Below are 14187 nucleotides of genomic sequence, written 5' to 3'. Positions count from 1 at the left end.
GATTCCAGACTTTCAGTGTATGATCGAATGAACCCGAAACTACATATTTGCCATCATGTGTCACTGCTACTACCCTTACCGAGCCACTATGCCTCCTGAGAGTGTGTAACTCCTGCCCAGTCTCCAGATTCCAGACTTTCAGTGTATGATCGAATGAACCCGAAACTACATATTTGCCATCGGGTGTCACTGCTACTGCCGTTACAAAGTCACTATGCCCAGTAAAAGTACGGATTAGAGGATGGTGAGCAGGGGTGAGATTTGCTGCTAGTGGGCGCAACCAGGGTCGTTCGCGATATTTTTTGGCCTCAGTTAATAGTTTCTCAATGATGGGCATTTGTTTTTTTGGTGGCAATTCTTTTTTAGTATATTTGGGCAAAAATTTACCAATAATAGGTATGTATTCCCAAAAGTATTTATAAGGTGGTGGTAGTAGTGCTAGCAACCGCCCCAATAGTTGCCCCGGTAACTGACTCTCATCATCTGTAAATATGTGTGCTGACTTTTGCAATGCCAATTTTATTAACGTCAATGCTTTGTCTGCATCCCTATCCCGATCGCTCAACTCAATCATTTCCAAACTATCTAACAATTTATAATCATTTATTAAAGCCTCAATGCCATATTCTGGATGCTTAATTTTAGCTAACAAAAAATTAAAATCACTCAAACGCTGATAATATTTTTCAACTTGCTTTGTTTCGACTTTCAGGCGCGGATCGTCTAACAAAAGTCGCTGTTGACTTGGAGATAACTTAGCAAAATTTTCTGTAAACTTACTCCTCGGAGTCATCCTCAAGTTCCTCCCACAATGAATCATTATAGTCAGACAACATTTGTTCAATATTCCCTAACTTTGGAATAGCTTTTCTAATCTCCCGTTGCTTCTCAACAAAGTCACTAAAACTCAAGTGATAAATAGAATAACATTCCTCTCCTACCAACATTTGCTTTTTTAAAAATTGTATCCAGTCATCCAAAACTTCCTGCACATCATACTTACTCATAGACTCTTTTTGATTGACAATATCGGTAATACATTCACAACTGATCGGTTGATCCGCCACGACTAAAATAGATAAAATCATCGCTTTAATGGGATTTATCAGCAACCTTTCCCACTGCCGATAATAATATTGTTCTAAACCCTCTGGCAATTGTTGAATTTGCAAATCATCTAATTTCCCCTGAGCAATATCGGGCAATACAAAATATAAATACATAAAATTATTCTGGCTTTTTTCTGCCAAAGTTTGGATAAATTTTGGGGGAGAACATTGTCGTTCCTTCATCCATAAATGAAATTTTTCTTGATATTCGGGAGCGTCAATATAAGTAGTGATATATTCGGTAATATCGGCTCGATTAAATTGTTTATATTCTCTCAAATCTAATTCTTTTATCTTCACCGAAGGAGCAACCAATAACTTTTTTTGTTCGGCAGTATAGGGGCGACGAGTTAACAGAAAATAAACCTGTTCTGGCAAGTTTTGGGGTAAGTCTAAAATATTATGCCCTGGTTCAGTTGTTGCCACCTCATCCAAAGCATCAACAACTATAATTAACGGTCGATTTTCTGATAGTTTAACTTTAGCTTTATTCAGTAAAATTTTTAAGTCATCTCTGTCAGTATTTTGTAGTTGATAATAGTGGGATATTTGCTGACGAATTTTATTCAGAAAATCATCAGGAGTATTGCATCCCGTAGTTAGCTCATTAAAATAATGAATAACCCCATTATCTTTAACATATTTAGCAGCGATCGCGCTCTTTCCCATCCCCGGTTCCCCAATCACAGTAAAATAACCTTGGGAATTTTCATTAATAAAATTATTGAATGCCTGAAAGACAAATTTTCGTCCACAAAAACGTTTAGTTTTCTCTTCAATTAATGGCTCAAAACCTGTAATTAATGATTCGGATTGGGGCGGGAAATTATTTCGTTCTTCAGCATATTTTTCTCTAAGATATTGATGTAAAATTAGAGCTTTTCCTTGACCTTGATGAGCTTCTAATCGAGGACAAATTTCCGTAAATTTTTTATAAATTTGCCTCATTCTTGACTTAACAGATTCTTCTTTTAGATATAATTTTTCCGCTACTACTTTTACCTCTACTGGTTTTTCATGTGCTTTTGGAAAAATTTTCTTTAAAGTTTCTGAGGTTAATCCATGTTCGATTGCCATCGAATCCAGAAATTCTAGCCATTCCATCAGCTAATCTCTCTCTACTCACAACAGCAAATTATAGCAAAACTATAACTATTAATATAAATTTAGCATCTAAACTCAAAAAAAATTATCAATTTTATACCTAGATTAGACTTCAAATATACCTGAGATATACCTACATAAAAATCAACTTTAAATACACCTTTTAGACCTTAGTATAACTGAAGTATAGAGAACCTAAAAACCCCTTGCGGAAAAAATAAATTTGTAGCTATAGTGTTAACAACAAGCAATTCAAATCAGGAAAACAAATCATGGAAAACATCAAACAAATTTTTGAAATAGGAAAACAAATCATGGAAAATATCAAACATTTTCGAGAAAATATCCAGGCAGCAAATCCCGAACTCAAGGGCAAAATCAACCCAATTAATCCCGAAAATGTTGTAGAAAATAAATTAGATGCAATGGCAGGATTAGAAACAGTCATTTCCCAAACTAACCACCGAAAAATAACCAAACAAATGAATGTAGCGGTAAACATCATAATTCCCACAACTATTAATATTGACTAACCATACGAGACTCGCCCATGCATAGAATTGTGCAAACAACAATTACAGCGCTTTCCGTTGTTATGAGGTACACACATCGCGGGCAAGATGCCCGCACTACATGATTTTCACCATTTACCCTGTACATCATTTGCCCGAAATCTGCTGTAAGTGTAGGTTGGCTTGAGGGACAAAACCCAACAACAATAAGGCTTAATACCAGTTTGATAAATGTTTGCTACGAATCTCTGTTGCCTGTTGCCGATAACTAGAGTTTTGTAACATTCTTTCTTTCAAAATGGTATAAGTTGGGTTTCACTTTGTTCTACCCAACCTACATTTTTAGGCGTGTCATCCAAATAGTTGTGTTTGCCCCTTAACTTCAGTAGGTCCCCGATAAATTGTGCGACTACCTTTAGGTATAGAAATCCAGCCAAACTCTTGCAGACGATAAGTTAAATTAGAAATACTCACGCCTAACTCATCTTTGATTTTATAAAGGTTTGACCACTTAGTTAAATCTCTACCTTGTCTTTTCTCTTCCAGAATTGACTTCGGCATTAATAAACAACCTGCAAAATATTGTGCTTGCCATTCAATAGAGTCAACTTTACTGCCACCTGCACCCCGACAAACAAAAGATTCTTCTGACTCTTTTGGTTTTCCATAATCACCTAGATCGAGTTCTAACTGTTTGACAACTCCATCTGCTTCGTCATGGTTAATATGTAGCACCCAATGACCAATTTCGTGAGCAAGGGTTGATTCTTGAAACCCTTGAGGTTTATCTAAAATTTCCTCATTGATTTCAATAAGTCGTTCGGTTGGTAAGATTCGAGCAGCGATCGCTCCTCCTTGATCGGGTGGAATATAATCCCAAACTACTCCCAAATCCAAAAAATCAGCTACTAAGGAAGCATCAAAAGGCCATTTGGGAGCAAAATTTGCCGTTTTGTGCATTTGCCTGAGAATATCATTTGCCCGACGCTCAATCGACTCTTTACGATAAAAGCTATAGGGTTTGAGGATACTCATACTTCATTCTCCCTTGCCGCTTGAGATATTTTTTGAGCGAACTCAGGATTTTCCTGTACTCGTCGGAATAATGCCAGCATCTCTCTTGGGTTTTGCTTGAGAATTTCCTCGTACTGTTGAGGAATTCTACCAGCAAGGAAAATCAATTCCTCTGGATTCAAATTGAGATTCTTCGCTAATCCGCGAATCACTTCTTCTTTTGGCGCATAGTCAGCGCGATCGTTCTCTAGCTTGGACAAATATGTGAAGTCTACTCCTAGATGCTTGGCCAGTTCCCTTTGGGAGTATCCTTTGTCCTTGCGGGCCTTTCTAATTAGCTTTCCAAAACTTTTTGCCACGACTTTTTACCTCCTGGTAAGTATTTTAGACCAATTTGACGAAAATTTCAACTTTACTCTTGACGATTAAATCAACAAGCGCTACAATAAATTTAGTTGATAAAAAAATCAATTAAAGCACACTACTGGTAAGGTTGAAAATTCAGTCAATTAAAATTAGGCTCTATATATAGTGTCATGCTCGAATTGGCTAATTGTAAATTTACCCTTAGTTTTCACAAGTATAATCCACCTGGAGGATACCATCATGCTAAGAACCTGGACAGACACTCACTACAAACTAGAAGACGAAGACTGGTTATATATTGCCACCCATGAAGAACAGAGTTCTGCCTCTCTTGTTTGCCCAGGATATGCAAGAGATGGGGAAGGTTTCAGCATTCACTTTACTCCTACTCACATAGAAATGTTGGAGCATTTACTGGGAGCATTGCGAATTATTAAAGCTCAGGAAGAAGCAACCACAGATTACAAATATCCAGAACCAGCAAAATTGTCACATCTAATTAATTAGAAGGAAGAGGGAGTAGGGATTAGGGAGTAGGGGGAAGGAAGAAGAACTAATTATTAGAACTTACGCACCTAACCAACAAACCGGGTTTATTACCGTTAATGCTTAATATTGCTAAACCCGGTTTCTGTGTAAGTCCTAATATGTCTGGAGAATTAGCAATCATACTAGGTTTTTGCTGGCGCACAACTTTCCTATCGGAATGCTAGCGCAAAAGCACTTCGGCTGTCGCCGAAACTGAACACTTCTCTCTTGAAACTTCTAGCATTAGACTTCTCAAAAATTAATCTCAAATCTTTGTCATTCAAGTAGCTCAAATTAGGGAGATTTTAACCCCCCATTATACACCTTGAGAAGCCGAGAGTTGAAGTAGAATTCAACTAATAACAAAAAATTAGAAATAAATCAAACTCACAGGAAACAAAAAAATGTCTAATACTAATACAAAACCCAAAATTGATGTTTTTGGAGCCAAACCAAAACAAGCTTTATTAGTACCAGAAATTCCCATTGCAGTTCGTAATAATTGCCAATCAGGACAATGGGTAATTGGAGACACAGATTACGGCTCTAAAGTATCAATGACAATCCTCAAATTCAGCAAATTTTTTGGCAATTTAGGTCAAACAATTAATACTTTGTGGGGTCAACTTTGGTTTATAGCTGAGTCAGGAGAATTACCTCAAGGAGTGTTAATGGTGACATATATTAAAAGTCGTTCATTGAATGATTTTAATCGTTTAATTGCCTCAGTTCAAGCCAATGGAGTTGAACCAGCAACAGGAATTTTTATTCCTGAATTTGTTAAACATAGCGGTCAAAAGCCGGATGAAAATGGTGTAGTAAAACCTATTAATTATTACAGTTTAAAATGGCGTTGGGAAGAACGCAAAGACTGGTCAATTATTCATCAGGCAGCAGCAGTACTTTCAGAGCAAACTAATCTTTCAAAAATGATTGACTTAGAAGGAACTAGAAAAATGGTTTGTTTAGATGATTTATCTCCGAATGAAACTGCTAGTTTGATGGCTGCTCATACTAATAGTAATTCTGATTCTTCAGTGCTGAGTTTAAATGCTAGTGATGATACAGCTTTACCATCTGCTGCATTATCTTCATAAATTACTAAGCATTCAGCAATCAGCCGTCAGCTATTAGCTAGGAGTTATTAACTAAAGGAGGAATTAGTCTCTAAAGAGAGTTAAAAGTTATCAAGAAAAAGGTTTTTAATCAACCTTAGTAAGTTATTACTTTCAAAACATTTTTGGTTAACATCTTCCAGGAAAAGCTGAACGCTAAAAGCTGATAGCTGAATGCTAATAAAAAAATCTTAAAACTTAAGGAAATACAAATGAGTAAAATTCCTAAATTCACTATTTATCAAGGTGCAAAAACACCACGAAAGCAACAGTGGGAAGAAAATTTACGAGGAAAAATAGAAGTTAAGCATCAAATTCGAGCTGATACTGTTAATGACTTGGAAAATTTCAGTCAAGATTTACGACATATTAGTTTAGTTGTTGAATCTATTCACAAGAATTACCAGGCATTACTAACAGAAAATCATCATTTAAAATCGACTCTTTTACAGTTAGTAGATGATTGTTATTGTTGGAAAGGTAATCGTTGTGAAAAATGCCAGAAAATTCTAAAATCATTAGCTCCAGAAACAGCTAAGAAAAAAATTAATACTCCCCAAGAATATGAAGCTATTTTGACACAGCTTCGGAAATTGGGATAAGTAGGAAGTGTGGAAAGTATGGGAAGTGTGGGGAGAAACAAGCAAATTCGATCTTCCGATGGGTTTCACTGGAATGAAACAAACAATTCTGCTAGGTTAAATCGCAATTAAATTTAGATTACTAATGGAGGAAAAATGACACAAGCTACATCCGAAAACAGCAAATTTCAAGTAATGAAATCATTTGAGCAAATTTTAAATGCTCGCAAAAATATCACATCAAAAGTAGCAACTAAGGAGGAAGAAGCAGAGAAAGAAAAAGGTAAACAAATCTTAGAAACTGCTGCTACTTATACCACTGATAGTATTGTTAAAGGTTTGGCTGATTTACAATTAGATTTTGGTGGTATTGTGAATCAATTATTAGAAAATTTACACCAAGAATCGGCAAAACTTGACGAATTAAAACTTGGTATTGAAATAGAAAATCAACATTTACAAGAGTTACAAAAAATTCGTATTGTTGCTGATGCAATGCATATTTTAACTCAAGAACATCAAGAAAAGTTACGATTCCTAGAACATAATTTTAACGAACATCAAGAAAGTCAGACAAAAGATATGACGACTAAGCGAAAGGCTTGGCAAAAGGAACAACAAGAGTATGAATTAGCAGTTGCAGAGGAAAATCAATTGTTAATTAAACAACGAGAAAAAGAGGTTGCTGATTATCAATATGATTTAGAACGTCAACGTAAAATTGAAACAGATGACTACGAAGAAATGAAACGAAATATGGAACGAGAATTACGAGATTTAGGTCAACAAAAGGAAAAACAATGGCAAGAAAGAGAAAGTTATCTGGCAGAAAATCAAGTTGAATTTGAAGAAAACAGAGAAAAAGTTAATGGTTTTGAAGAAGAGTTAAAGAAGGCTTATGTTAAAGCTAAAGAGGAGGCAATTCAAGAAGCAAATCGAGAGGCAAAAGTTAAAGCTGATCTGTTTGCAAAAGAGTGGGAAGGAATGAAGAATGGTTATGAGTTAAAGATTCAATCTTTGGAGGAAACAATTCAGCGACAAACTGAACAAATTAACGATATTTCTACTCAGTTACAAGCTGCAATACAGCAAGCTCAAGATTTGGCAATGAGGGCTTTTGCTAGTTCTAATAATGGTTCTCAAGCGAAGTAGAATTCAGAATTTAGAATTGGTGAATTAGAGAATTTATCTTTGATTCTACATTTTAAATACTAAATTCACAAAAAAATTTAACAGGAGAAAAAGCAAATGGTTAAAAGAGTTAGTGCTAACAATACTAAAGCTGAAATTTTAGAAGCTTTTGCAGAATTAAAAAAGGAAAAATCTGCTCTAGAAGCAGAAATTAAGCAATTCAATAAGGAAGGCAAAACTACTAGTAAAAACTCTGTAGATTCAATGTCAAAACAACCAGGAAAAGAAGTAACAAAATTTATGAACTTAAACCAAACTCAGAATAAACCAAGTATGCAATATACAATTGAAAATTTACTCGCGCTGCAAAGTGGTTTTGGTGGAGCTATTAGCGAATTGTCCGAAAAGCTCACTTCAGAAGCTACTAAATTAGAAGAAGTTAGACAAAAAGTGACAGAAGAAATTAAACAATTAAACAATTTGCACAATTTAGAAAATATTGAGGAAAATACTTTAGATAATTTGATTCAACAATATGAACAAAGTGCTAAAGAATTTGAAACAGAATTTAGCGATCGCCAGGAAAATTTACAACAAGAAATGGAGTCAGGTAAACAAACTTGGGAAAAGGAACAACAGGAACATCAACGCAGCATAAAAGAACGAAATGAGCAGCAAGATAAAGTTTATCAACGGGAGACTGAAAATTATAAATATGACTTGCAGTTGCAACGAGATTTAGATATTGACGAATATGAACAAAACAAGAAAAATTTGTATAAAGAATTAGAAGAATCTCAACAACAACAGGAAAAACTTTGGTCAGAAAGAGAGCAGTCTATTTCTGAGCGCGAAAAAGAATATGCTGAAGTAGAATTAAAGGTACAAGACTTTGAAAAAAAACTAGAAGCTAATATTAAGAATGGTAAGGAAAATGGGCGAAATATTGGCAATTATCAGGCAAAGGTTAAATCCGATCTGTTGGCAAAAGAAGTAGAAGGAGAAAAACAATTTTATGAACTACGCATTCAATCTTTACAACAGACAATTCAAAATCAAGAACAGCGGATCAAGAACTTATCTCAACAATTAGATTCTACTTTAATTCAAGTTCAAAATTTAGCTGTAAAAGCCATTGAAGGAGCATCAAATTCTCGTTCATTTCAAGCTATGAAAGAAATTGTTCTAGAACAAAAGAATCAGCAAAAGAAAAGTTGATTTATAACCTAAAAAAATTAGCGATCGGCAGTCGGTAAATTTACCGACTGCCGATCGCTTCCTTTATTAAAAGTTAGGAGTAAGAATCAATATTAAATATAATTTATTGGCTTGAATATCCCTTTTTAATCAAACATAAATCTGATTCAGTTATTTTAATTACCCTGATTATTTGTAAGATTATTTTTTAAAATTTGGTATTATTATATTGAATTTTATTATATTTAGATAATTAGATAGTACAATTTTTGAACTGTCTACCTATAAATTTTATCTATAAGTATCACCCTTTATTTGTCTTGTCATAAAAATTAAAAATATAGGGCTACGCAGGTGTAGTGCGCGGACATTTATAGATTCTCAAACTCAGTCAAGGAGAAATTAGATTTGTTGGGAACAGGGAACAGTTAGAAAAACATTTCCATGTCTGAGATTCATGATAAATAATTGTCCTAACTAATTCTTTCTTAACTATAACTTCTAACTTCTGACTTCTGACTTCAAACTTCTGACTTCATGTAGCGATCGCTTGTGCATCTATAGAAACTGTCACTCTACTATCATTCCTATAAAATTCTACACCTAAAATCAAAATTAATCAGCCAAAAATATTGATTTGAGGTAGTAATTTTATGACTAATAAATATGTTCAACAAAAAGATACTGCTGCATGGATACTTCAAGTTTGGGCTTCCTTTATTCTTGCTACTGCTGGCACAGCAACTGGCATTATTTATCTACCTGTAGATATTTGGATTAAAAGTTTTATGGGGATGGGTTTAACATTCTCAGTAGGTTCCGCTTTTACCTTAGCAAAAACCATCAGAGATAATCACGAATCTGAAAGAATAACTGCTAGACTTGATGAAGCAAAAGTTGAAAAATTACTTGCAGATCATCATCCTTTAGACAAGTAATATAATTGAATTCAGAAGTTATAGCACTACGTTTTTGAATTAGCAAAATAAATTTGCTTTGTTAGGAAATAGGAAATATTATAACATTGATAGTTCTATCTCCGTACCCTATTTCCTAGTGCTTTAATCAAATAAAAATATTGATTTGAGGTATTAATTTTATGACCAACAAAGATGTTCAAAAAAAAGATACTACTGCATGGATATTTCAAGTTTGGGCTTCCTTTATCCTTGCTACTGCAGGCACAGCAACTGGCATTATTTACTTACCTGTAGATAATTGGATTAAAAGCTTTGTGGGGATGGGTTTAATATTCTCAATAGGTTCCGCTTTTACCCTAGCAAAAACCATTAGAGATAATTACGAATCTAAAAGTCTGAAAGAATAACTGCTAGACTTGATGAAGCCAAAGCTTAAAAATTACTGGCAGATTATCATCCTTTAGACAAAAAGAATAACTGCTAGACTTAATGAAGCCAAAATTGAAAAATTACTGGCAGATTATCATCCTTTAGACAAGTAGAAAGTATCTATAAAATTTCCAGATAGTGGGCAAATATTTCTACACAATTAAATACTAATAATAGAAAAAAAATTGGGCACGACACGAGTTTTTCACAGGTCTGCATAGATGGTGAAAAATGATTAATTAGTGTATTCGTGCCCAAATTTTTTTTATCTCATGCAGCAACTCTACCTATTTACTGATAAGTAATATGATTTACCTAAGTTTATTATTAGAAATAATTTGTAATTTTTAGAGAGATGGAAGATGGTAGGGAGATGGGTACAATAATAGCAAAGCTAATTAGTAATTAATCCGACTTAAATCTTAGATATTTTTTTGTGTGATTTAAGTAAGCTCTGCCTTGATAAAAATTTAACTATATAGGGGAAAACTAGGAGGTAAAAAATGTCAATCAAACAATCTCCTAATTTTAGGAATATATCTTTGGTCGATTTTATCGGGTTGATATTTTTGGTGGTATTTAGCATGGCTATATTACCCTGGTTTTCACAACCACTCAAATCACCCCCAAAAAGCGAAGCAAAACAATATGTAGCTTTAATTAATAAAGGCCAACAATTTTATTATTCTAAAAACGGTGAGTTTAGCGATAATATCCCTGATTTAGGACTAGGTATCAAGTTAGAAACATCAAATTACTCATACAAAATCAAAGAACTTAACAGTCTGAGAGTTATAGTTACTGCTACTACTAAAAATAAAGACTCATTTTATTATTACAAACCTATACGCTTGCCTTTTTTTGGGATTGGATTACCTTTTTCTCAGCGGATACCTCTACCTTCAAGTAAAAGTTATTCTGGCATAGTATATATTAAAGACGGTACTCCTCAATCAATGATTTGTAAAACTGACGAACCCTCATTAATAGCACCCGATAATTTTCAATCTTTTGACCAATGTCCTAACGGTTCTTCAGCACTATAAAACATCCATATTTTTCCTGTCAAAACAATCTTTCGGGAAATTTAGAAACTGTTTGAGAAGTATTGGATAGAACCGATGAATCGGCGCAAACCTAACCCCCCTACCCCCCCCTACAAGGGAATGGGGGTCTCAAAGCTTCTCTCCTGCTCCGAAAGAGGTTTGGAGAGAGGTTTTTATGAATTGACAAACAATTTCTTATAGAGAACCTATCCTATTTTATCCAACAGCCATGCTAAAAGAACTAGCAATTGAAAGCCGTGGACTAACTAAACAATTCGATCGCCACATAGCAGTCAATGACCTATATTTACAGGTGGCCACCGGAGAAGTTTATGGACTGATCGGACCCAATGGCGCAGGGAAAACTACCCTCTTACGAATGTTAGCAACTGCCGAAGAACCCACGGTTGGAGAAATATATATCAGTGGAGAACGCTTGCTGCGTGACCATACTAACTCCACCCTGAAACAACGTCTTGGTTTTTTGCCAGATGATTTTCCCGTATATGATGATCTGACTGTGTGGGATTATCTTGACTATTTTGCCAGACTTTACAATTTGCGCGAACCTCACCGTTCGCGCCGACTGTTTGCTGTCTTAGAATTAGTCCAACTGGTGAATAAACGGAATAGTTTGATTTCTACTTTGTCGCGGGGTATGAAACAACGCCTAAGTTTAGGAAGAACTATTATTCACGAACCCTTACTTTTGTTATTAGACGAACCTGTTTCTGGTTTAGATCCCATTGCCAGAATGCAATTTCGGGAAATTATCAAAGCTTTGCAGGAAGCAGGGATGACAATAGTCATTTCTTCCCATGTTCTGAGTGACTTGGCAGAACTTTGCACTTCCGTGGGAATAATGGAATTAGGTTATTTGGTAGAAAGTGCTTCTCTCAAAGAACTTTATCAACGTCTTAGCACTCAGCAAATCTCGATTTCTGTCATGGGTGGGTTATCAGAGTTAATTACAGAAATTAAAAATTTTCCCTGGGTGGAAGCTTGGGAAGTTTTGCCAGATACTCAACAAGTACAAGTGCAATTTTCCGGAACTCCCGAAGATGCTGCTACTTTGTTGCGATCGCTCATTCTTGCCAATATCCCAGTCACAGAGAGAGCCGGAGGAACAATTCCCTTCTGCCCCCTGCCCTCTGCCTTTCCTGATAAGTCATAGATACAGCTACTTGTTTTTTATTTCATTGGAGTAATTAATTATGCTATCTAAACTATTAGTCAATTTATTGAATTGGAACCCGCAATTATTCAGGGAAATTAAAGGTCGTCTCACAAAAAAAATGTAGCGATCGCCATATCTGTATCTCTCCTGTGCCAATTTCTGGTAATGTGGTTATCCCAATTCAAAATTTTGAATTTGAATTGGATATTTTTGGCTGTGATGTTAATTGGCGGTGTTTATATGTTAGTAGAAGATATAGCCGAAGAAAAACGTCTTGGTACTCTGAATTTTATTCGCCTCAGCCCTCAATCTAGCCAAAAGATTTTGCTTGGCAAATTATTAGGAGTACCAATTTTAATTTACCTAGCAGTCGCTATTTCTTTGCCTTTATATTTGTGGGCTACTATTTCATCTGGTTTGTCTTTATCTGGGTTTTTGAGAGTTTCTGTAGTTTTAATTACATTTTGTTGTTTTTTCTACAATTTATCACTACTTGTTGCCTTTTTAGGAGTTACTCAAGCTTGGAAGTGTTATAAGAAACCGGGTTGATCGGAGGTAGATATTAGTATGGTGAAGCATTTCATATTAAACCCGGTTTCTATACTTTTTTTTAACCGATATTACCGGATTTGATATGACTTAGAAAAAATTTAAATCTGGGGCGGGTTTCATTATCAAAAAAATAGACTTTTTGTTCTGAATACTTGTGCTTAAACCCGCCCCCTATTTTAGGAAAATCTCAAATTAATTCCAAATATTTATCGTATCAATTTATCAAAATCCAAATTAGATATACTTCTTTTCGAGTGAATTTCTCACTAAAGTTGGAATGTCAGAAGGTCGTTTTGCTACTGGTATTTTAACTGCTTCAAAAGCTGCAATTTTACTTTCAATCTCACCATTAGAATCATATTTTTCACCAGCAACCCTAGCACTAATTAAACTATTAGCATGACTATAATTTTGATTTATAGGAGCATAAGTACCAGAAATATAAGCAACTACAGGTTTATCAATTGTTTCTGAAATATAAGAAGCTGCTATTTCTTCACTTGCGCCCTCAACCTCTCCTATTAAAACAATTAACTCTGTACGCTCATCCTCATCTAATATTTGTAACCACTGGAGAAAAGAAGAACCTACAATTGGATCGCAACCAAGACTTACAGAAATAGACTGCCCCAACCTTGACTTCGTTAGTTCCCAGGCAACTTCATAAGTAAGAGTATTACTGCGACTAATAATACCAATTGGACCTGGAGTATAAAACTGAGTCGGATGAGTACCTAGTAACAAACGATCTGGTACAATGATACCTGCACAGTTAGGTCCAACAATCAGAGTTTCTGTGGCCTCAGCTTTTCTCAACAGCTTGACCATATCTAGGGGAGGCACGCCTTCTGTAACAATCACAATTTGTTTAAGACCGGAAGCAATCGCCTCTAAAGCAGCATCTAATACCTGATAAGCAGGCATAACTATCACAGTGGTATCAATTATACCCACCTTTGCCACTGCCTGCTCTACCAAACTAAAAACAGGAATATCATACCATTCTTTTCCCCCTTCTCCAGGACTAATACCTGCCACCACATTTGTGCCACAAGACTTCATCATTAAGGCTATTTGGGTAGATATTTTTTCTGTAACACCCTGAACTATGACTTTGCTATCTTGAGTTAAATTCATAATACTTCAGCCATTATTTGTATAGGCATTTATTAATTAATAATGAACAATGGATAATGGATAATTATTTTTGTTTTGCTGTTGCCGACATGAAAAATGCTAAAAGCTTTGGCGGAGCATTCCGTAGGAAAGGTTTGCGGAACGCAAACATAATTATCAATTATTAGGAGAGACTTTAAAGTGGATTAATTAATTATCAATTATCTTGTAACAATTAAAAATCACCTCTTATTCTCAATAATATGATTGAATAGAATGATTTTTTTTCT

General features: G+C 35.0%; 16 protein-coding genes. 11 read left to right on the top strand and 5 right to left on the bottom strand.

Translation table 11 applies throughout. The features are described 5' to 3' along the window. The coding region (locus tag ACP6PL_RS30135) for a WD40 repeat domain-containing protein (RefSeq protein ID WP_426549053.1) at window positions 1–793 on the bottom strand (793 nt) is incomplete at its 3' end. Next, window positions 777–2213, bottom strand: a complete 1437-nt coding sequence (locus ACP6PL_RS30130; RefSeq protein WP_426549052.1) for a P-loop domain-containing protein — start codon at window positions 2211–2213, stop codon at window positions 777–779. The genes ACP6PL_RS30135 and ACP6PL_RS30130, both read right to left, overlap by 17 nt. 272 nt (window positions 2214–2485) lie before the next feature. On the opposite strand from ACP6PL_RS30130, the gene ACP6PL_RS30125 reads away from it, so the two are divergent. Then, window positions 2486–2746 carry a hypothetical protein gene (locus ACP6PL_RS30125; RefSeq protein WP_426549051.1) on the top strand — a complete coding sequence of 87 codons (261 nt, stop codon included), beginning with the start codon at window positions 2486–2488 and terminating at the stop codon, window positions 2744–2746. 330 nt (window positions 2747–3076) lie between these two features. Here the strand turns inward: ACP6PL_RS30125 and ACP6PL_RS30120 are convergent, their stop codons facing one another. Both ACP6PL_RS30120 and ACP6PL_RS30115 read right to left on the bottom strand, forming a co-directional pair. Further along, window positions 3077–3760 carry an ImmA/IrrE family metallo-endopeptidase gene (locus tag ACP6PL_RS30120; protein ID WP_426549050.1) on the bottom strand — a complete coding sequence of 228 codons (684 nt, stop codon included), beginning with the start codon at window positions 3758–3760 and terminating at the stop codon, window positions 3077–3079. Next, complete coding sequence (locus tag ACP6PL_RS30115; protein ID WP_293103213.1) at window positions 3757–4098, bottom strand: helix-turn-helix domain-containing protein; 342 nt, start codon at window positions 4096–4098, stop codon at window positions 3757–3759. The genes ACP6PL_RS30120 and ACP6PL_RS30115 overlap by 4 nt, the downstream gene beginning before the upstream one ends. A 247-nt stretch (window positions 4099–4345) precedes the next feature. Here ACP6PL_RS30115 and ACP6PL_RS30110 point away from each other — a divergent pair, with 247 nt between their 5' ends. From ACP6PL_RS30110 to ACP6PL_RS30065, 10 genes are all read left to right on the top strand, one after another. Then, entirely contained in the window at window positions 4346–4612 is a 267-nt protein-coding gene (locus ACP6PL_RS30110; protein WP_426549049.1) for a hypothetical protein, read from the top strand. A 425-nt stretch (window positions 4613–5037) separates the two neighbouring features. Next, window positions 5038–5730 (top strand): hypothetical protein, encoded by a 693-nt coding sequence (locus tag ACP6PL_RS30105; protein WP_426549048.1) that lies wholly within the window; start codon window positions 5038–5040, stop codon window positions 5728–5730. A 230-nt stretch (window positions 5731–5960) separates the two neighbouring features. Then, window positions 5961–6350, top strand: a complete 390-nt coding sequence (locus ACP6PL_RS30100; protein WP_426549047.1) for a hypothetical protein — start codon at window positions 5961–5963, stop codon at window positions 6348–6350. Window positions 6351–6485: 135 nt separating this feature from the next. After that, a complete protein-coding gene (locus ACP6PL_RS30095) occupies window positions 6486–7481 on the top strand; it encodes a hypothetical protein (RefSeq protein ID WP_426549046.1) in 996 nt (331 codons plus the stop codon). Between the two features lie 96 nt (window positions 7482–7577). Continuing rightward, window positions 7578–8678 carry a coiled-coil domain-containing protein gene (locus tag ACP6PL_RS30090; protein ID WP_426549045.1) on the top strand — a complete coding sequence of 367 codons (1101 nt, stop codon included), beginning with the start codon at window positions 7578–7580 and terminating at the stop codon, window positions 8676–8678. Between the two features lie 632 nt (window positions 8679–9310). Continuing rightward, window positions 9311–9595, top strand: a complete 285-nt coding sequence (locus tag ACP6PL_RS30085; protein ID WP_426549044.1) for a YiaA/YiaB family inner membrane protein — start codon at window positions 9311–9313, stop codon at window positions 9593–9595. Window positions 9596–9756: 161 nt separating this feature from the next. Next, entirely contained in the window at window positions 9757–9984 is a 228-nt protein-coding gene (locus tag ACP6PL_RS30080; RefSeq protein ID WP_426549043.1) for a YiaA/YiaB family inner membrane protein, read from the top strand. Between the two features lie 525 nt (window positions 9985–10509). Further along, window positions 10510–11052: a type IV pilin-like G/H family protein gene (locus ACP6PL_RS30075; RefSeq protein ID WP_426549042.1), complete on the top strand. Its 543-nt coding sequence runs from the start codon at window positions 10510–10512 to the stop codon at window positions 11050–11052. A gap of 229 nt (window positions 11053–11281) precedes the next feature. Next, on the top strand, window positions 11282–12226 hold the full coding sequence (locus ACP6PL_RS30070) for an ABC transporter ATP-binding protein (RefSeq protein ID WP_426549041.1): 945 nt from the start codon (window positions 11282–11284) through the stop codon (window positions 12224–12226). A 192-nt stretch (window positions 12227–12418) separates the two neighbouring features. After that, window positions 12419–12778 carry a hypothetical protein gene (locus tag ACP6PL_RS30065; protein ID WP_426549040.1) on the top strand — a complete coding sequence of 120 codons (360 nt, stop codon included), beginning with the start codon at window positions 12419–12421 and terminating at the stop codon, window positions 12776–12778. A gap of 237 nt (window positions 12779–13015) precedes the next feature. Here the strand turns inward: ACP6PL_RS30065 and ACP6PL_RS30060 are convergent, their stop codons facing one another. Continuing rightward, a complete protein-coding gene (locus ACP6PL_RS30060; protein ID WP_426549039.1) occupies window positions 13016–13918 on the bottom strand; it encodes a succinate--CoA ligase subunit alpha in 903 nt (300 codons plus the stop codon). Window positions 13919–14187: the final 269 nt, after the last annotated feature.

Source organism: Dapis purpurea BLCC-M126, assembly GCF_050015975.1.
Taxonomy (GTDB): domain Bacteria; phylum Cyanobacteriota; class Cyanobacteriia; order Cyanobacteriales; family Microcoleaceae; genus Trichodesmium.
The sequence above is the reverse complement of the archived record's forward strand: the minus strand, read 5'-3'. Positions and strand labels throughout refer to the sequence as shown.

Bases quoted from the DNA above. Each gene is read 5' to 3' on its own strand.
- ACP6PL_RS30130 (WP_426549052.1), bottom strand. From the start codon at position 2,213: ATGGAATGGCTAGAATTTCTGGATTCGATGGCAATCGAACATGGATTA.
- ACP6PL_RS30125 (WP_426549051.1), top strand. From the start codon at position 2,486: ATGGAAAACATCAAACAAATTTTTGAAATAGGAAAACAAATCATGGAA.
- ACP6PL_RS30120 (WP_426549050.1), bottom strand. From the start codon at position 3,760: ATGAGTATCCTCAAACCCTATAGCTTTTATCGTAAAGAGTCGATTGAG.
- ACP6PL_RS30110 (WP_426549049.1), top strand. From the start codon at position 4,346: ATGCTAAGAACCTGGACAGACACTCACTACAAACTAGAAGACGAAGAC.
- ACP6PL_RS30105 (WP_426549048.1), top strand. From the start codon at position 5,038: ATGTCTAATACTAATACAAAACCCAAAATTGATGTTTTTGGAGCCAAA.
- ACP6PL_RS30100 (WP_426549047.1), top strand. From the start codon at position 5,961: ATGAGTAAAATTCCTAAATTCACTATTTATCAAGGTGCAAAAACACCA.
- ACP6PL_RS30095 (WP_426549046.1), top strand. From the start codon at position 6,486: ATGACACAAGCTACATCCGAAAACAGCAAATTTCAAGTAATGAAATCA.
- ACP6PL_RS30090 (WP_426549045.1), top strand. From the start codon at position 7,578: ATGGTTAAAAGAGTTAGTGCTAACAATACTAAAGCTGAAATTTTAGAA.
- ACP6PL_RS30085 (WP_426549044.1), top strand. From the start codon at position 9,311: ATGACTAATAAATATGTTCAACAAAAAGATACTGCTGCATGGATACTT.
- ACP6PL_RS30080 (WP_426549043.1), top strand. From the start codon at position 9,757: ATGACCAACAAAGATGTTCAAAAAAAAGATACTACTGCATGGATATTT.
- ACP6PL_RS30075 (WP_426549042.1), top strand. From the start codon at position 10,510: ATGTCAATCAAACAATCTCCTAATTTTAGGAATATATCTTTGGTCGAT.
- ACP6PL_RS30070 (WP_426549041.1), top strand. From the start codon at position 11,282: ATGCTAAAAGAACTAGCAATTGAAAGCCGTGGACTAACTAAACAATTC.
- ACP6PL_RS30060 (WP_426549039.1), bottom strand. From the start codon at position 13,918: ATGAATTTAACTCAAGATAGCAAAGTCATAGTTCAGGGTGTTACAGAA.